The sequence below is a fragment of the Auraticoccus cholistanensis genome (assembly GCF_009742705.1).
Lineage (GTDB): Bacteria > Actinomycetota > Actinomycetes > Propionibacteriales > Propionibacteriaceae > Auraticoccus > Auraticoccus cholistanensis.
The window spans coordinates 118,644-135,935 of record NZ_WPCU01000006.1 but is presented as its reverse complement, the minus strand read 5'-3'; the positions used below and the strand labels follow the sequence as shown (position 1 = coordinate 135,935).

Below are 17,292 nucleotides of genomic sequence, written 5' to 3'. Positions count from 1 at the left end.
GGACTCCGATCTTCCTGGGACGGACCGGCTCGCTCAGGCCTCGGTGGTCTTGCTCAGCTTGAACAGCCACTGGATCCCGGCGCCCTGCCACATCGGCGGGGCGTACGGGTTCTCGCTGGTCGGGAAGTTGGTCCAGGTCGAGGAGTTGAACTCGTAGAACTCCAGCGGGCGGTACATCAGCGGCACCACCGGGACGTCGGCGCGCACGATGGCGTCCAGCTGGGCGTAGGCGGCCGCGGCCTCGGCCTCGTCGGTGGCGGCGCCCGCGGCGTCGAGCAGGGCGGCGACCTCCTCGTTCTCGTAGCGGCCGAAGTTGCGGTAGGCCTGCTCGCCGATGTCGGGCACGCCGCGGCGGTCCAGCGCGTCGCGGAAGCGGATCCAGGGGCTGGCCGGGGAGACACCGGAGTAGGTGTTCATGACCATGTCGAAGTCGCCGTTCTGCTGCGCCTGGGTCACCTGCGGCGCCTGCGGGAACTCGGTCTCGATCCCGATGCCGGCGGCGATGGCGCTCTTGGCCACGATCTCCAGCGCGGTGTTCCAGTCGGTCCAGCCGCTGGGGCAGATGACCTTCCAGCCGCCCAGCTTGGTGCCGTCGGGCAGCACGTAGATGCCGTCGGAGTCCTTCTCGGCGCCCAGGTCGTCCTCGAGGATGCTGCGCGTCTTCTCCGGGTCGTAGCTCCAGCCCTCGGCCTCCACGGCCGCCTGGTCGTGGAAGGTGGCCTCGAACCCGGTGGGCAGCACCAGCGAGGCCCGGGCCGTGTCGGAGTAGCTCGACATCGCGGTGGCGGCGATGTTGGGGAAGTCGATGGAGTAGGCGATGGCCCGGCGCACCTCGGGGTTGTCCAGACCCTTCTTGGTGGTGTTGAAGATCAGCAGCGGGATGTTGCCGGGCAGGTAGTAGGGGGCCTCCTTGAGCCAGGTGCCGACCGGGCGGCCCTGGTCCTCCCACATCTTCCAGATCTGGGAGGTGAACTGCTGGCTGGCGTCGATCTCGCCGCTGGCCAGCTTCAGGTCGCCGTCCTGGTTGGACTTGAAGATCGGGTGGTTGATCGCGGTCATCGGCGGGGTGCCGAACACCGCCGTCCCCCAGTAGCCGTCGTGGCGGACAAGGGCCACCTGCTGCTGGTCGTACTTGTCCAGCTTGAACGGGCCGGAGCCGACGGGCTCCAGGTTGGTCTCCTTGAGCAGCGAGCCGTCGTCGGCGTACTCCTGCCACACGTGCTGCGGCAGGATCAGGGTGCTGGCGATCGAGGCACGGATGTGGCCGGGGTTGAAGGGGTCGTCCTTGGCGGTGAAGACGACGGTGCGCTCGTCGACGGCCTCCACCGACTCCACGTACTCCCAGATCGGGGAGTAGCTCAGCGCGTTGTCGCGGGCGATCTCGAAGGTGAACACGACGTCCTCGGCCGTCAGCGGCTGGCCGTCGCTCCAGGTGGTGCCCTCCTGCAGCGGCACCGTGAAGGTCTTGCCGTCCTCCTGCAGCTCGGTGCCCAGACCCGGGTGCAGGGAGCCGTCGATGAGGTTGAAGCGCAGCAGCGACTCGTAGATCAGCTGGCTCTGCCCGCCGCCGGTGGGCCAGGCCGGTGAGGCGCTGAGCGGGTTGAAGCTGGTCGGCGCGCCCCACTGGAAGCCGGCGACGAAGAAGGTGTCGCCGGACGGCCCGGTGCGACCGGTCGGGCCGCCGCCGGTCTGCGCGGTGCCGCAGGCGCTGCCGCCCACCCCCACCGCGAGCGCGCTGGCCGTGAGACCGGCCACGCTGAGAAAACGACGCCGGCTGGAGCGGAAGACCCCGCCGGGGACCTCCTGTCCCCCGCCGCGCTCCTGGTCGGTGCTGAGATCGCTCATCTGCCTGTGTCCTCCTGGTGGGCCGCGGCCGGACCGGCCGTCGGGCGGAAGCGGTGCCGGTTGTGGTGGCGTCCCCCGACGCAGCACCCTCGGAGCGGGGCAGGGAGATGGGGACCCGTGCGAGCGCAGGACAGCGCGTGAGCAGCCAGCCGCGGGTGCGTCGGTGCACCCAGGGAGGATGTGGTCATCGAATCTCCGTTGATCCGTAGCCGTCCTGGGACCCGCCCCGGCGCGGCCAGGACCGGCGCCAGCGGGACCACGTGTCCCCCGGCTCCCTGACCTCCCCGTCACGGGCTGGCCACACGGAACCACCGAACCGGGGCGATGTCAACGACCTCGCCGGTTCCGTGACCGACTTGCAGCCTGGGCTGCTCGCCCCGCCCCGGGCAGGGGCCGGGCGGGCGTCAGCGGTCGCAGCCGCCGTCCTTGTCGGGGCGGGAGTGGGCCCTGGCGAGGTCCTCCACACCCTTGTAGGCGTAGGGGTCCTCACCGGCGACCATGACGATGTCGCGGTAGTCCGCGATCGCCATGTGCTCCGAGGCGGCGGGTGGCCGCCACGGCAGCAGCGACCGGGCGCTCATGTAGTGGTTGGCCAGCGCCCGCCGGTAGCCGCGCCTGCCCGAGTTCTGCAGCGAGCGGTGCAGCAGGTAGCCGTTGAAGACCACCGCGCTCCCGGCCGGGATCTCGACGGGGACGGCGTCCTCGTCGCGGTAGGGGAAGTCGAACGCCTCGGTGGTGCAGTCGAAACGCGGGTCGTCCTGCTCCCGGGCGGGGTAGAGGACACCGCGCCGGTGCGAGCCCGGCAGCACCCACAGGCAGCCGTTCTCGACGGTGGCGTCGTCGAGGGCGATCCACACCGCGGTCAGCGACCGGTCCCGGGTGGGGATGAAGTACTCGTCCTGGTGCCAGGCCTGGCCCGGCCTGCCCTCGGACTTGATGAACAGCATCGACTGCATCGCCTTGACGTCGGGGCCGATGACCGCGGTGAGGACGTCGACGACCCTGCGGGCGTGCAGCGCGCGGGCGGCCGCCGGGGACAGCTTGTGCGGGTGGTGGATGCACAGGAACCGACGCAGCACCTCGTCGTCGTCGCCGCCCGCCGCCTCCGGCGCGGCGCCGGCGACCTGCCCGAGGTCCCCCCGGCACAGCCGGACGGCGTCCTCGTTGACGGCCGCCACCTCCTCCGGGCCGAGGGCGTGCTCGAGCACGACGAAGCCGTGCCTGCCGTAGTGCTCGACCAGCCCGGGACTGCTGGTGGCGAAGGGCGTGAGGGGGTCGGCGGCGGTCGCGATGGTCGGCGAGGTCGGGGTCACGGCGGTGTGCTCCTGGTCGTGGGGATGGCGGTCGTGGGGATGGCGGTCGTGGGACGGCGGGCGCGGGACGGCGGTCGTGGACGGCGCGGGTGCTGGTCACCAATCTGCCCACTCCGACGCCGCACGCCAATGCCCACCGCCCGACCGACCGCACCGCGGCGCTCCGCGGAGGGCCGACGGGAGGCGTCCGGAGTGCACGCCGGGTCCGCGCGGATGGGCGCTCGTCGCAGGATGGCTCGGGTCGGTCGGCGGGGCGCCGATACCCTAGGGTCGCCCTCATGACTCCTGACATCCACACCACCGCCGGCAAGCTCGCGGACCTGGAGGAGCGCATCGAGCAGGCCGTGCACGCCGGCTCGGCCGCCGCGGTGGAGAAGCAGCACGCCAAGGGGAAGATGACCGCCCGCGAGCGGGTCGAGCTGCTGCTGGACGAGGACTCCTTCGTGGAGCTCGACGAGTTCGCCCGGCACCGCTCGACCGCCTTCGGGCTGGAGAAGCGGCGCCCCTACGGCGACGGCGTGGTGACCGGTGTGGGCACCGTGGACGGACGTCCGGTGGCGGTCTTCAGCCAGGACGTCACCGTCTTCGGCGGCAGCCTCGGCGAGGTGTACGGCGAGAAGATCTGCAAGGTCATCGACTTCGCCATGAAGACCGGCTGCCCGCTGATCGGGATGAACGAGGGCGGCGGCGCCCGCATCCAGGAGGGCGTGGTCTCGCTCGGGCTGTACGCCGAGATCTTCCGCCGCAACGTCCACGCCTCCGGCGTCATCCCGCAGATCTCGCTGATCATGGGCGCGGCCGCAGGCGGCCACGTCTACTCCCCCGCGCTGACCGACTTCGTGGTGATGGTCGACAAGACCTCGCAGATGTTCATCACCGGCCCCGACGTGATCAAGACCGTCACCGGCGAGGTGGTGACGATGGAGGAGCTCGGCGGCGGACGCACCCACAACACCAGGTCGGGCAACGCCCACTACCTGGCCAGCGACGAGGCGGACGCCATCGCCTACGTCCGCGAGCTGCTGTCGTTCCTGCCGCAGAACAACCTGGAGAACCCGCCCTCGTTCGACGAGCCCAACGACCTGGCCGTCTCCGAGGTGGACCGCGAGCTGGACGCGCTGATCCCCGACTCCCCGAACCAGCCCTACGACATGCACGAGGTGATCACCCGCGTGCTGGACGACGGCGAGTTCACCGAGGTGCAGTCGCTGTTCGCCCCCAACATCGTGGTGGGCTTCGGCCGCATCGACGGCCACAGCATCGGGGTGGTGGCCAACCAGCCGATGCACTTCGCCGGCTGCCTGGACATCGACGCGTCCGAGAAGGCCGCCCGCTTCGTCCGCTTCTGCGACGCCTTCAACATCCCGGTGCTGACCCTGGTCGACGTGCCCGGGTTCCTGCCGGGCACCGACCAGGAGTGGAACGGGATCATCCGCCGTGGCGCCAAGCTGCTCTACGCCTACGCCGAGGCGACCGTGCCGCTGGTCACGCTGATCACCCGCAAGGCCTACGGCGGCGCCTACGACGTGATGGGCTCCAAGCACCTCGGCGCCGACATCAACCTGGCCTGGCCGACGGCGCAGATCGCGGTGATGGGCGCGCAGGGAGCGGTCAACATCCTGCACCGCAAGCACCTCGCCGAGCACCCCGACCCCGAGACCCGCCGGGCCGAGCTCGTGCAGGAGTACGACGACGAGCTGGCCAACCCCTACGTCGCCGCCGAGCGGGGCTACGTCGACCAGGTGATCGCCCCCCACGAGACCCGCCGCGAGATCACCCGGCTGCTGCGGATGCTGCGGACCAAGCGCGAGTCGCTGCCGCCGAAGAAGCACGGCAACATCCCGCTGTGAGGAGGACGTCATGAGCGACACCGCGCCCGCCCCCGCCATCGAGGTGGTCGCCGGGGACCCGACCGCGGAGGAGCTGGCGGCCGTGGTCGTCGTGCTGCAGTCGCGCGCGCCCGCACCGCCGCCTCCGCCGGCACGGCCGTCGGCCTGGGCCGCCCCCGCGCGCCGGCACCGCCGCCCGCTGGTCCCCGGCCCCGGCGCCTGGCAGGCCTCGGCATGGCGCTGAGGCCGGTGGGCCGGCTGGTGCTGGCCTCCCAGTCACCGGCCCGGCTGGCCACCCTGCGCTCGGCCGGCGTGCACCCGGAGGTGGTGGTGTCCGGCGTGGACGAGTCCGGGGTCGAGGCCGGCTCCCCCGCCGAGCTCGCGGCGGTGCTGGCGGGGCTCAAGGCCGCGGCCGTGGCCGAGCTGCTGGCCCCCGACGGGCTGGCCGAGGACACCGTGGTGGTCGGCTGCGACTCGGTGCTCGAGGTCGACGGCACCGCCTACGGCAAGCCCCACGACGCCGAGGTGGCGCGCCGCCGCTGGCAGGCGATGCGGGGACGCAGCGGCGTGCTGCACACCGGGCACGCGCTGCGGGCCGGCACGCAGGTTCGGACGGCGACCGCGTCGACCCGGGTCTCCTTCGCCGACCTCGACGACGACGAGATCGACGCCTACGTGGCCACCGGGGAGCCGCTGCAGGTCGCCGGCGCCTTCACCCTGGACGGTCTGGGCGGGGCGTTCGTGCGCGAGATCGAGGGCGACCCGCACAACGTGGTCGGCATCTCGCTGCCGCTGCTGCGCACCGAGCTCGCCGCGCTGGGCTTCTCCTGGACCAGCCTGTGGGCGCTGCGGGCCTGAGCCCTGCTCAGGTCGTCCGGGCCTGAGCGCTGCTCAGGTGGTCCGGCGCAGCGTGAACCCCGACACCTCGAAGCCGGCGGCGGGCAGCGTCCCCACCAGGCGCTCGGCCGTCGGGACGCCGTCCTCAGCCGCCAGCACCAGGGTGACCACGTCGGCCTGGTTCACGAGCCGCTCGAGTCGGCCGGTTCCCAGCGGCGCCGACGACGCGGCCCTAGCATGACCAGAGCCGCCCCACCTGCCGAGCCCGGAGAAGAGTCCATGAAGATCGCCGTCGCCGGGACCGGCTACGTCGGCCTGTCCAACGCCGCCGTGCTGGCCCAGCACCACGACGTGATCGCCCTCGACATCAACCCCGCCAAGGTCGAGCTGATCAACGAGCGGCGGTCCCCGATCGCCGAGCCCGAGCTGGCAGAGCACCTGGCCACCCGGGAGCTCTCCCTGGTGGCCACCACCGACAAGGAGACGGCCTACCGCGGTGCGGACTACGTGCTGATCGCCACCCCCACCGACTACGACCCCGACACCAACTACTTCGACACCTCCTCGGTGGAGGCGGTGCTCGCCGACGTGCTGGCCATCGAGCCCGGCGCGGTGGTGGTGATCAAGTCGACGGTGCCGGTGGGCTTCACCGCGCGAGTGCAGGCCGAGCACCCCGAGGCGACGATCATGTTCTCCCCGGAGTTCCTCCGCGAGGGGCGCGCGCTGCACGACATCCTGCACCCGTCACGGATCGTGGTGGGTGAGACCTCCCCGCGCGGCAAGGAGTTCGCCGACCTGCTGCTGGAGGGCGCGGTCGACAAGGACGTCCCGGTGCTGCTGACCGGCTCGACCGAGGCCGAGGCGATCAAGCTCTTCGCCAACACCTACCTCGCGCTGCGGGTCGCCTACTTCAACGAGCTGGACTCCTTCGCCGCCGCCCACGGTCTTGACACCCGCCAGATCATCACCGGCGTCGGGATGGACCCGCGGATCGGCTCCCACTACAACAACCCCTCCTTCGGCTACGGCGGCTACTGCCTGCCGAAGGACACCCGCCAGCTGCTGGCCAACTACCAGGACGTCCCGCAGAACCTGATCCTCGCGGTGGTGGAGGCGAACCAGACCCGGATGGACTTCGTGGTCGGGGACATCCTGCGCCGCTCACCCGCGGTCGTGGGGGTGTACCGGCTGATCATGAAGACCGTGTCCGACAACTTCCGCTCCTCCTCGGTGCAGGGCATCATGCAGCGGCTGAAGGACCACGGCATCGAGGTCGTCGTGCACGAGCCGGCGCTGGAGGAGCCGACCTTCCTGGGCTCGGAGGTCGTGACCGACCTGGAGGACTTCTTGGCGCGCTCCGACGTCATCGTCGCCAACCGGCGCCACCCCGCCCTCGACGCCGTGGCCGAGAAGGTCTACACCCGCGACATCTTCGGCCGCGACTGACCTGCCCGCCCCGCACCGCCGTCGGATGCGGAAGGGGTCGCGGCGGAAGGCGCAGGCGCCCGCTCATCCGATCCCGGCCTGAGCGCGGCTCAGGTCGTCCGAGGTGATCCCTGCTCAGGTGGTGCGGGCCTGAGCGCTGCTCAGGTGGTCCGACGCAGCGTGAACCCCGACACCTCGGGACTGGTGGTGAAGGCGCCCTCCCAGCCCTGACCGGTGAAGGTGAGCGAGCCCGGGACGCTGGCGGTGACCTCGAAGCCGGCGGCGGGCAGCGTCGCCACCAGGTGCTCGGCCGTCGGGACGCCGTCCTCGGCCGCCAGCACCAGGGTGACCACGTTGGCCTGGTCGACCCGCTCCAGCACCGTCACGGTGGCGGGCAGCGTGATCGCGTCGACCGGGCCGTGGCTGAGCCCCAGCTGGCGCAGGGAGCGACCGTCGCCGGCCGGGGTGGCGGTCGCGGTGGGGGTCGGAGCCGGTGCCGGGGCGGGCTCGGAGGCCGAGCAGCCGGTCGCGAGGACCGCCAGCAGCAGGGCACCGGCAGCCAGGCGTCGACCTCTCACCGAGGCAGCCTAGTGGGTAGGCTGCCCGGCGATGAGCACCGAGCCGCAGCAGCACCCGGTCCCGGTCACGGCCCCGCCCGTGACAGCAGCCGACGACCCCTCCGCGCCGGTGCCGGCCGGGCCGCGGCACCGCCTGCCGGCGGCCGTGCGGGCCATGCGTCCCCGGCAGTGGACCAAGAACGTGCTCGTCTTCACGGCCCCGCTGGCGTCGGGGCAGCTGCTCGAGCCGGCGGTGCTGGGCCGGGCCGCCCTGGCGTTCGTCGCGTTCTGCCTGATCAGCGCCTGCGTCTACCTCGTCAACGACATCCGCGACGTGGCCGAGGACCGGCTGCACCCCAAGAAGCGCTACCGCCCGATCGCCGCGGGTGAGCTGCGCGTCCCCGCCGCCTGGCTGCTGGCCGGGGTGTGCGCGGCGCTCGGCTTCGCGATCGCGTTCTGGACGGCGGTGCCGCTCGGGGTGACGGTGGCGCTGTACCTGGTGCTGCAGGTGCTGTACTCGCTGTTCCTCAAGCACCTGCCGATCATCGACCTGGCCATGGTGGCCTCCGGCTTCCTGCTGCGCGCGGTGGCCGGCGGGGTCGCCAGCTCGATCGAGCTCAGCCAGTGGTTCCTGCTGGTGGCCTCCTTCGGCTCGCTGTTCATGGTGGCCGGCAAGCGGTACTCCGAGCTGGTCGCGCTCGGCGTCGAGGCGGGCACCCGCAAGTCGCTGGAGCGCTACTCCGAGAGCTACCTGCGCTTCGCCTGGATGCTGGCCGCGGTGATGGTGGTCGTCTCCTACAGCCTGTGGGCCTTCGAGCAGGGCGCCGGCGGCCCCTGGGGGCTGAACTGGGCGGCGCTGTCCATCGCCCCCTTCACGCTGGCCATGCTGCAGTACGCGATGGAGGTCGACACGGGCCAGGCCGCCGAGCCGGAGGACATCGTGCTGCGCGACCGGGTGCTGCAGGTGCTCGGGCTGATCTGGGTCGTGCTCATCGCGCTGGCGGTGTTCTGGTGATGGAGGATGGCGCCGTGAGCGCTGCGACCATCCCGCCCTCCCCCGCGGTGGAGACGCCGGCGACCGTGCCGCTGCACGGCTGGGGCCGCACGGCCAGCACCCGGGCGCACCTGACCGCGGTGGACTCCGTGGCCGACGCCGTGGCCGCCCTCCGCCACGCCGGCTCCCGCGGGGTGATCGCCCGCGGGCTCGGCCGCAGCTACGGCGACGCCGCGCAGAACGGCGGGGGCGTCGCGCTCGACTTCACCCGGCTCAACCGGATCCTCACCCTGGACGCCGAGGGCGAGCCCCCCACCGTCGTGGTGGAGGCCGGGGTCAGCCTGGACGCCCTGATGAAGGCGGCGCTGCCCCTCGGGCTGTGGATCCCGGTGCTGCCCGGCACCCGCCAGGTCACCGTCGGCGGGGCCATCGGGGCCGACGTCCACGGCAAGAACCACCACACCCAGGGCAGCTTCGGCGACCACGTGCTGAGCATGGACCTGCTGCTCGCCGACGGCGAGATCCGCACGCTGCGCCCCGAGGGCGAGACCGCCCGGCTGTTCTGGGCCACGGTCGGCGGGATGGGGCTGACCGGTCTGGTGCTGCGGGCCACCATCGCCCTGCAGCGCGTCGAGTCCGCCTACTTCAGCGTCGACACCGACCGCACCCGCGACCTCGACGACCTGCTGGAGCGGATGAGCACCGGCGACGACGCCTACACCTACTCCGTCGCCTGGTTCGACGCCGTCACCCGTGGCCGCCACCTCGGCCGGGCCGTGCTGACCCGCGGCAACAAGGCACGGCTGGACGAGCTGCCGGCGAAGCTGCGCCGCGACCCGCTGAAGTTCACCGCGCCGGCGTTCGGCACCATCCCCGACGTCTTCCCCAACGGCCTGGTCAACCGCGCCACCGGCAAGGCGTTCAGCGAGTTCTGGTACCGCAAGGCGCCCCGGCACCGGGTCGGTGAGATCCAGAACATCACCCAGTTCTTCCACCCCCTCGACATCGTGGCGGAGTGGAACCGGGTCTACGGCTCCCACGGCTTCCTGCAGTACCAGTTCGTGGTGCCGTTCAGCGCCGAGGACGCCTTCCGGCGGGCCGTCGTGATGATCGCGGAGTCCGGCCACGTCTCCTGCCTCAACGTGCTCAAGCGGTTCGGCCCCGGCAACCTCGGGCTGCTGTCGTTCCCGATGCCGGGGTGGACGCTGACCGTCGACCTGCCGATCACCGACGGCCTGGACCGGCTCTGCCGCCAGCTCGACGAGCTGGTGCTGTCGGAGGGCGGCCGCAACTACCTGGCCAAGGACTCCCGGCTCACCGCGGACACGTTCGCGCGGATGTACCCGCGGCTGCAGGAGTTCCTGGCGGTGCGCCGCGAGGTCGACCCGGACGGGGTCTTCCGCTCCGACCTGTCCCGCCGGCTCGGGCTCTGACGCCCGTCCGGACCCGACAACCAGAGGAACCGACATGGACGCCCTCGGCAACCCCCGGTCCGTGCTGCTGCTCGGCGGCACCTCCGACATCGCGCTGGCCGTCGCCCGCCGCTACGGCGCCTCCGGTGCCCCCCGGCCCCGCCTGGTGCTGGCCGCCCGGCCCGGCGAGCGCCGCACCGGCGTGGCGGCCACGCTGCGCGGGGAGGGTTTCGAGGTCGGCGAGGTCGACTTCGAGGCCCGCCGGCCCGAGACCCACGCCGCCACGGTCGAGCAGGCCTTCGCCGAGGGCGACATCGACGTGGCGGTCGTGGCCTTCGGCATCCTGGGCGACGCCGAGCGCGCCTGGGTGGACGCCGAGCACGCCCTCGAGCTGGCCGAGGTCAACTTCACCGCCCCCGTCCACACCGGCGTCCTCCTCGGCCAGGCGATGAGCCGCCAGGGGCACGGCCAGATCATCGCCCTCTCCTCGGTGGCCGGGGAGCGGGTGCGGCGGTCCAACTTCGTCTACGGCTCGACCAAGGCCGGCATGGACGGCTTCTACCTCGGCCTCGGCGAGGCGCTGGCCCCGCACGGGGTGAAGGTGCTGGTGGTCCGTCCCGGCTTCGTCCGCTCCAAGATGACCGAGGGCATGGACCCGGCTCCGCTGTCGGTGACGCCCGAGCAGGTCGCCGAGCAGGCCGTGGCGGCCGCCCGGGCCGGCAAGGAGCTGATCTGGGTGCCCGGCGCCTTCAGATGGGTGATGACCGTGCTGCGCCACGTGCCGCGGGTGCTCTTCCGCCGGCTGCCGATCTGAGCACGGTCCGGGCGAGCTCGTGGCCCGGTGCGAGGTGATAGGTGTGGGGGCATGACGAGCTACCAGATCCCCCGCCCCACCTCCGGTGACGTGGTCGAGGTCATCCTCGACGACCACCGCCTCTTCGAGACCCTGCTGCGCGAGCTGCGCAACTCCCAGGCCGACCGCGAGGCCGCCCGCGCCGCGCTGTCGGAGGTGCTGATCGCCCACGGCGAGGCCGAGGAGGAGAAGGTCTACCAGCAGCTGCGCCGCAAGCACGCCATCGGCGAGCACGAGGCCGAGCACGGCGAGGAGGAGCACGCCGAGGGCAACGAGGCGCTGCTGGAGCTGCTCGAGGTCGCCGACGTGCACGGCGAGGAGTTCGACGAGGCGGTGGAGAAGCTCGCCACCGCCCTCAACCACCACATCGGCGAGGAGGAGCAGACCATCCTCAACCCCGCCCGCGAGGAGGTCGCCGAGGACGTGCGCGCCCAGCTCGGCCGGGACTGGCTGGCCCGCCGCAACGAGCTGCTGGACCAGGGCTGCGGCTCCACCGAGCAGGTGCGCGCCATCGTCGGCCGGGCCCACGAGGAGGGCCTGCTGCCCGCCGACGACGAGGACTGAGCCCGCGACCGCCGGCTCCCTCGCGGGGGCCGGCGGTCCGGTTCAACCCGTCACCGGTCGTGCTGCCCGTGGCTGCGCGGGTGGTACTCGAAGGCCCCCAGGTCCGGTGCGGGCCCACGGAAGTCGAGGCCCACGTCGACCCCGCGGTCGATCACGGCGCTGCCGGGAGCCGGACGCAGCAGCGGCAGGACGGGCAGGTCGCCGTCGCGCTGCCGGGGGGCGTCCCAGCCCTCGTGCGAGACGCCGAGGAAGTCCTCCTCGGTCAGCTCCAGGCCGAGGTCCCAGGAGTTGTGCGAGGAGTCGACGCCGTCCATGTACTCCAGCACTCCCCCGCCGAACGACACGTTGTTGCGCAGCGTGCCCACGCTGGTGGCCGAGCCGTCCTCGGCCACGCCGCGCATGTTGTAGTTCGCGCCGTTGTCGAAGGCGGTGTTGTTCACCACCGTCGGGCCCACCGGGTGGTGGTTGGCGTAGAAGCCGCGCAGCGTGTTGTCGAAGGCCACCGAGGCCGAGATGGTGATGTCCACGGCGCCGGCCTCGTAGTCCCCGCCGTAGCCGCCCAGCTTGAAGCCGGTGCCGTTGCCCGAGGCCGCCAGCTCGTCGGTGCCGTAGACGTAGCCGTTGTGCCAGGCCCACGAGCGGTGCACGGTCACCGGGGTGGCGGAGTTGATGAAGTCGAACCCGTCGTCGGCGTTGTTCCAGGCCCGGCTGCCCTCGAACCGGTTCTCCTCGACGGTCGGGGTGTCGGTGTGGGAGCCGAAGCCGTCGGCGTTCTGCCCGGCACCGGTCCGCGAGAACGGGTCGTAGTTGTCGTGGGCGTCGCAGTTGCGGACCAGGTTGCCGGCGCCGTCCTGGATGAACAGCCCCGCGCCCATGATGTGGTGGATGTCGAGCTCGTCGAACAGGTTGTGGCTGCCGTCGACCCAGACCCCCCACGACTCGTTGTTGAGGGTGTTGTTCTGCCGGACCCCGGTGATCTCCAGGCCCTCGAGCACGAGGTGGTCCGCGGTCACGCCGACCCCCTTGATGCGGCAGTCGTCGCGGACCCCGGAGAAGTCGAGCACCGGGGTCTCGTCGCGGTAGGCGGCGTAGCGGATGGGGCGGTCGGCGGTGCCGCTCCTGGTCAGCGCGACGACGTCCACGCGGTCGGTCTGGCTGGTGCAGTCGCGCACGGCGTCGTCGAAGGTGTAGGTGCCGCCGCGGAGGAAGACGGTGTCACCGGGCTCGACGACCTCCTGGGCGCGGGCGAGGCTGGCCCACGGGTGGCGACGGTCGCCCGACGCCTGGTCGTCGCCGTCGGGGGCCACGAAGTACTGGGCGCCGTGGGGGTGCGCCGGCGGCTGCGCCGTCGCGACGGACGCCGGTGCGGCGGCGAGCAGGGCGGCACCGGCCAGGGCGCCGAGCGCCAGTGCCGACCTCCTCAACTGGGGGACCTGCCGGGAACGTGGGAACATCTCGCGTCACTCCTCTGTGCCGGGGTGGTGGCGCTACGGGGGTGCGGCGCCACGGGGCGGGCGCAGCCCGCCACCGGCACGCTAGCCCCGGCTCCACGCGCCCCTGCCCGGAGCGGACGTTTTCGGACAGGGGCGACGCGGGTCCCGGCTCAGCCGAGGGTGAGCCGCCAGGGCAGCGCCAGCACCCCGGGCACCTGCAGCCCGACCAGCCCGGCGAGCCGGGTCAGCGTGGCCTCCGGACCCCCGGCCAGCAGCGAGGCGACCCCCACGTGGGCGTCGGCGCCGTTCTGCCCGGTGGACTCGCTGGAGCGGGCGGGGCGCAGCTGGGCCAGCAGCGGCATCCCCGGCACCGCCCGGACGCCGACGGCGTCCCGGTCGAGCCCGGCGAGCTCGCAGGCCCGCTCGAGCGCCAGCGACACCCCGCCCAGGTGGTCCACCAGACCGCGCTCGGCGGCGTCGGCTCCGGTCCAGACCCGGCCCCGGGCCAGCGGTTCCAGCGCCGCCAGGTCCATGCCGCGGTCGGCGGCGGCCTTGGCGGTGAAGTCGGCGTAGACGTCGTCCAGCCAGGCGTCCAGCACGGCCCAGTCCGACTCGTCGAAGCCTCGCAGCGTGCTGAACATGTCGGCGCGGGCGCCGGCGGTCATCTCGGCCCGGACCAGCCCGAGCTTGTCGGTCAGCCCGGCGGTGACCATCTTCCCGGCCAGCACCCCGATGGAGCCGGTCAGGGTGCTCGGGTTCGCGACGACCTCGCTGGCGCCCATGCTGACGAAGTAGCCGCCGGAGGCGGCGAGGTCGCCCATCGAGGCCACCACCGGACGGCCGCCCTCGACGAGCTGGCGCACCTCGCGGCGGATGGCGTCGCTGGCGACGTAGGAGCCGCCGGGGCTGTCCACGCGCAGCACGACCGCCCGCACGTGCTCGTCGGCGGCCGCCGCCCGCAGGTGCGCGGTGACGGTGTCGGAGCCGGCGGAGGGGCCGTTGAGGCCGCCGTTGCTGCTGGCGCCGGTGGCGATCGGGCCCTGGACGCCGACCAGGGCGACGGAGGGGCGGTGCTTGTCGCGCAGGTTCTTCACCAGGGCGGGGCCGCCGTGCTCGCGCTCGTAGCGGTGGACGTAGTGCAGGTCGACCTCGGGCTTGCCGTCGACCGGGCTGCCCCAGCTCTCCCGCAGCCAGCTGTAGACCTCGTCGCGGTAGCCGAGGTGGTCCACCAGCCGCCGCTCGAGGGCCACCGCGGCGCTCAGCGGGGTGTCGTCCACGGCCCGGCGGACCTCGTCCTCGGTGAGCCCGCGCTTCTCCGCCACCACGGCGACGGTCTGCTCCAGCACGGAGTCGGCCAGCCGCTGCATCATCTCCCGCTGGGCCTCGGTGACCTCCCGGGCGGTGAACTGGTTGGCGGCGGTCTTGTACTCGTGGCGCTGGCCGAACTCCGGCTCCACGCCGACCTTGTCCAGGGTGCCGCGCAGCAGCGTCACCTGCAGGCTGACCCCGCTCAGGCCGATGCCACCCGTGGGCTGCAGCCACACCTGCTGGGCGTGCGCGCCCAGCCGGTAGCCGAGCAGCCCGTTGGCCAGCTCGCCGAAGGTCTCGGTGTGGGCGAGGGTCGGCTTGGCGGCTCCGAACTCGGCGATCATCGCGCCCACCTCGTCCACCTGGCTGGCGGTGAGCGGGCAGTCGCCGACGTGCACCACCAGGCCGGCCACCTTGGGGTCGCGGGCACCGCTGCGCAGGCCGTCGCGGATGGCGCGCATCGTCGGCATGTGCATCGCCCGCAGCACCACCGCCGGCGAGCGCGGCGGCGCGGAGAGGACGCCTCGGCTCAGGTCCAGCTCCAGCACGGTGGGAGCGGTGCTGCGTCGGTGCAGTCGGGAGGTCAGGTCACGGGCGAGGTCCATGCCGGCCAGCGTAGGCGCGGCAGGGGGCCGTCCCCGGGGCCGGTGCTGCGATCACCGGGTCCGGTCCGGGTAGACCCGGGGGTCCGACCCCGCACCCCCGCGCACCCCGGACGCGTGTATGTCGTCGCGGTCTCGACCGGTGTGTCGCGGCGTGTCGCGCTGTCGCGCTCGGACCGCGTACACGTCCTCAGGGCCGGGCCCGGAGACCCGCCGGCGTGCCGTGACCTGCCGGAGCACCGACGCGGGAGCGCCGTTCCCTGGGAACCTGTACGTCGTCGCGCCCGGACACCGCGACACGCCGCGACACACCGAGCGTCACCGGGACGACATACAGCCGTCCGGGGTGGGGGCGTGTCACGGCGGCGCTCGGTCACGACCGCTCGCGACGCCGCTCGCTCACGACCGCTCGCGTCGCCGCTCGACCCCAGCCTCGTCGGTCTCCCAGTTGGCCGCCACCTTCTTGGAGGGCTGCACCCGCGGCGGCTCGCCGGGCATCTTGGGGTGGTCGGGCGGGTAGGGCATCTCGCCGAGGCCGGACTCCTCGTACCAGCGCAGCAGCGGTTCGATGGAGCCGGCGGTGTCGTCGATGCCGGCCCACGGGTCGCCGACCGAGGCCAGCCGCTCGGGGACGGTGAACAGGTTGTGCTCGGCCGGGTCGGTGGTGCGGGCGAGCTCGTCCCAGGTCAGCGGGGTGGACACCGGAGCCCCCGGGACGGCGCGCAGCGAGTACGCCGAGGCGATGGTGCGGTCACGGCAGTTCTGGTTGAAGTCGACGAAGATGCGGGCCCCCCGCTCCTCCTTCCACCAGGCGGTGGTGACGCCCTCGTCCCGCTTCTCCAGCTCGCGGCCGAAGCCGATGGCGGCGTGCCGGACGTCCACGAAGTCCCAGCGGGGCTCGATGCGCACGTAGATGTGGACGCCGCGGTTCCCCGACGTCTTGACGAACCCGGTCAGCCCCGCCTCGGTCAGCAGCTCGCGCGCCACCCCCGCCGCCCGGGCCGCGTCGGCGAAGCCGGTGCCGGGCTGCGGGTCGAGGTCGATCCGCAGCTCGTCGGGGTGGTCGACGTCGTCGCGGCGGACCGGCCACGGGTGGAAGGTGACGGTGCCCATCTGGGCGCACCACACCGCCACGGCCACCTCGGTCGGGCAGATCTCGTCGGCGGTCCGGCCGGAGGGGAAGGTGACCCGGGCGGTCTCCAGGTAGTCCGGCGCTCCCTTGGGCACCCGCTTCTGGTAGAACGCGTCGGCCTTCTCGCCGGGGCGACCGGTGGCGAGCCTGATGCCCGGCAGCACCCCGGACGGCCAGCGCTCCAGCGCGGTCGGGCGGTGGCGCAGCGCCCGCATCAGCCCGTCCTCCACCGCGGCGAAGTACTCGGCGACCATCAGCTTGGTGACCTCGGGCGTGCGGTCGGTGGCCGGGTAGATGACGCGGTCCGGGCTGGTGACCCGGACGCTGCGACCTCCGGCCTCGACCTCCGCGGCGGGCGTCGTCGGCATGGACTCAGGCTAGTGCCCGTCCGCCCCGCTGGGGGTGGGCGGACGGGCAGGGGCGAGGGCCGGCACCGCTCGGGGACCCGGCACCGACCCTCGCCGGCTAGCGGGGCCTAGCCACGCCGGGTGGCGCGCCGGAGGGCACCGGCTCCGGCCAGGCTGGCCAGCAGACCCAGGACGAGCAGCGGCCAGGACCCGAGACCGGCGCCGGTCCGCGCCAGCTGCTGGGGTCCGTCCCCGCTCCCGCCGGCCACCGAGGTCGTCGCGGTGACGCCGGCGACGGCCGGGCCGCGACCGGCGTCGACGGCCGTCACGGCGGGCCCGTCGGAGCCGGTCGGGACGACCGCACCCCCACCGAGGTTGCCGTTCCCGGCGCCGTCGTCGCCACCGCCGGCGGTTCCGTCGCCGGGGGCGTCGCCGTCGGCACCGTCACCGGGGCTGATCGGGTTGGTCGGGTCGGTCGGGTCCGTCGGGTCCGTCGGATCGGTCGGATCGGTCGGGTCCGTCGGATCGNGGGTCCGTCGGGTCCGTCGGGTCCGTCGGGTCCGTCGGGTCGGTGGGGTCGGTCGGGTCAGCATCCGGGCAGCGGTAGGCGTCACCCAGCAGGGCCGCGCCCACGCAGAGCTCCACCGAGGGATCCCCCAGCTGGACCTCGAGGTCGGTGACGAGGTCGACCAGCGGGTCGTCCCCGCCGTCCCCGTCCTCACCGGGGGTGCGGCCGCAGTCGGCCGTACCGAGCACCGCGGCGTCCACGCACAACCCGAGCGAGGGGTCGGACAGGTCGACCACCCCCTCGGTGTCCACGTCGAGCACCGGGTCGCCGTCG

At 73.0% G+C, this 17,292-nt stretch carries 16 protein-coding genes; 8 read left to right on the top strand and 8 right to left on the bottom strand.

Annotated features, from left to right (window positions below; all coding sequences use genetic code 11):
• Window positions 1–33 precede the first annotated feature (33 nt).
• Entirely contained in the window at window positions 34–1,845 is a 1,812-nt protein-coding gene (locus GC722_RS10565; RefSeq protein WP_156610005.1) for an ABC transporter substrate-binding protein, read from the bottom strand.
• A 404-nt stretch (window positions 1,846–2,249) separates the two neighbouring features.
• Window positions 2,250–3,158: a phytanoyl-CoA dioxygenase family protein gene (locus tag GC722_RS10560; protein ID WP_331714681.1), complete on the bottom strand. Its 909-nt coding sequence runs from the start codon at window positions 3,156–3,158 to the stop codon at window positions 2,250–2,252.
• 278 nt (window positions 3,159–3,436) lie between these two features.
• Here GC722_RS10560 and GC722_RS10555 point away from each other — a divergent pair, with 278 nt between their 5' ends.
• From GC722_RS10555 to GC722_RS10545, 3 genes are read left to right on the top strand one after another with little or no spacing between them, the layout of a single operon-like run.
• Window positions 3,437–5,008 carry an acyl-CoA carboxylase subunit beta gene (locus GC722_RS10555; RefSeq protein ID WP_156610004.1) on the top strand — a complete coding sequence of 524 codons (1,572 nt, stop codon included), beginning with the start codon at window positions 3,437–3,439 and terminating at the stop codon, window positions 5,006–5,008.
• Between the two features lie 10 nt (window positions 5,009–5,018).
• Window positions 5,019–5,231 (top strand): acyl-CoA carboxylase subunit epsilon, encoded by a 213-nt coding sequence (locus GC722_RS10550; RefSeq protein WP_156610003.1) that lies wholly within the window; start codon window positions 5,019–5,021, stop codon window positions 5,229–5,231.
• Window positions 5,222–5,845 carry a Maf family protein gene (locus tag GC722_RS10545; RefSeq protein WP_156610002.1) on the top strand — a complete coding sequence of 208 codons (624 nt, stop codon included), beginning with the start codon at window positions 5,222–5,224 and terminating at the stop codon, window positions 5,843–5,845. Before GC722_RS10550 ends, GC722_RS10545 begins: the two co-directional genes overlap by 10 nt.
• A 33-nt stretch (window positions 5,846–5,878) precedes the next feature.
• Here the strand turns inward: GC722_RS10545 and GC722_RS18980 are convergent, their stop codons facing one another.
• A complete protein-coding gene (locus GC722_RS18980; RefSeq protein ID WP_269449827.1) occupies window positions 5,879–6,010 on the bottom strand; it encodes a hypothetical protein in 132 nt (43 codons plus the stop codon).
• Window positions 6,011–6,103: 93 nt separating this feature from the next.
• Between GC722_RS18980 and GC722_RS10540 the strand changes: the two genes are divergently transcribed.
• Window positions 6,104–7,270 (top strand): nucleotide sugar dehydrogenase, encoded by a 1,167-nt coding sequence (locus GC722_RS10540; RefSeq protein WP_156610001.1) that lies wholly within the window; start codon window positions 6,104–6,106, stop codon window positions 7,268–7,270.
• A gap of 140 nt (window positions 7,271–7,410) precedes the next feature.
• Here the strand turns inward: GC722_RS10540 and GC722_RS10535 are convergent, their stop codons facing one another.
• A complete protein-coding gene (locus GC722_RS10535; protein WP_156610000.1) occupies window positions 7,411–7,827 on the bottom strand; it encodes a hypothetical protein in 417 nt (138 codons plus the stop codon).
• Window positions 7,828–7,858: 31 nt separating this feature from the next.
• Here GC722_RS10535 and GC722_RS10530 point away from each other — a divergent pair, with 31 nt between their 5' ends.
• The 4 genes from GC722_RS10530 to GC722_RS10515 are packed head-to-tail and all read left to right on the top strand — an operon-like array spanning window position 7,859 to window position 11,629.
• Window positions 7,859–8,821 carry a decaprenyl-phosphate phosphoribosyltransferase gene (locus GC722_RS10530; RefSeq protein ID WP_156609999.1) on the top strand — a complete coding sequence of 321 codons (963 nt, stop codon included), beginning with the start codon at window positions 7,859–7,861 and terminating at the stop codon, window positions 8,819–8,821.
• Between the two features lie 14 nt (window positions 8,822–8,835).
• A complete protein-coding gene (locus GC722_RS10525) occupies window positions 8,836–10,233 on the top strand; it encodes an FAD-binding oxidoreductase (RefSeq protein WP_331714680.1) in 1,398 nt (465 codons plus the stop codon).
• Between the two features lie 34 nt (window positions 10,234–10,267).
• Window positions 10,268–11,026, top strand: a complete 759-nt coding sequence (locus GC722_RS10520) for a decaprenylphospho-beta-D-erythro-pentofuranosid-2-ulose 2-reductase (RefSeq protein ID WP_156609997.1) — start codon at window positions 10,268–10,270, stop codon at window positions 11,024–11,026.
• A 51-nt stretch (window positions 11,027–11,077) separates the two neighbouring features.
• A complete protein-coding gene (locus GC722_RS10515; protein ID WP_156609996.1) occupies window positions 11,078–11,629 on the top strand; it encodes a hemerythrin domain-containing protein in 552 nt (183 codons plus the stop codon).
• A gap of 50 nt (window positions 11,630–11,679) precedes the next feature.
• Here GC722_RS10515 and GC722_RS10510 read toward each other — a convergent pair whose 3' ends face one another.
• From GC722_RS10510 to GC722_RS17765, 4 genes are all read right to left on the bottom strand, one after another.
• Window positions 11,680–13,053 carry a right-handed parallel beta-helix repeat-containing protein gene (locus GC722_RS10510; protein WP_197429990.1) on the bottom strand — a complete coding sequence of 458 codons (1,374 nt, stop codon included), beginning with the start codon at window positions 13,051–13,053 and terminating at the stop codon, window positions 11,680–11,682.
• Between the two features lie 179 nt (window positions 13,054–13,232).
• Entirely contained in the window at window positions 13,233–14,975 is a 1,743-nt protein-coding gene (gene sppA, locus GC722_RS10505; protein WP_156609994.1) for a signal peptide peptidase SppA, read from the bottom strand.
• A gap of 396 nt (window positions 14,976–15,371) precedes the next feature.
• The gene (locus GC722_RS10500) at window positions 15,372–16,472 is read right to left on the bottom strand and encodes a DNA polymerase domain-containing protein (RefSeq protein WP_156609993.1); all 1,101 of its coding nucleotides are present in this window, start codon (window positions 16,470–16,472) and stop codon (window positions 15,372–15,374) included.
• 107 nt (window positions 16,473–16,579) lie between these two features.
• Window positions 16,580–16,780, bottom strand: coding sequence for a hypothetical protein (locus GC722_RS17765; RefSeq protein WP_197429989.1), 201 nt, complete (start codon window positions 16,778–16,780; stop codon window positions 16,580–16,582).
• Window positions 16,781–17,292 lie beyond the last annotated feature (512 nt).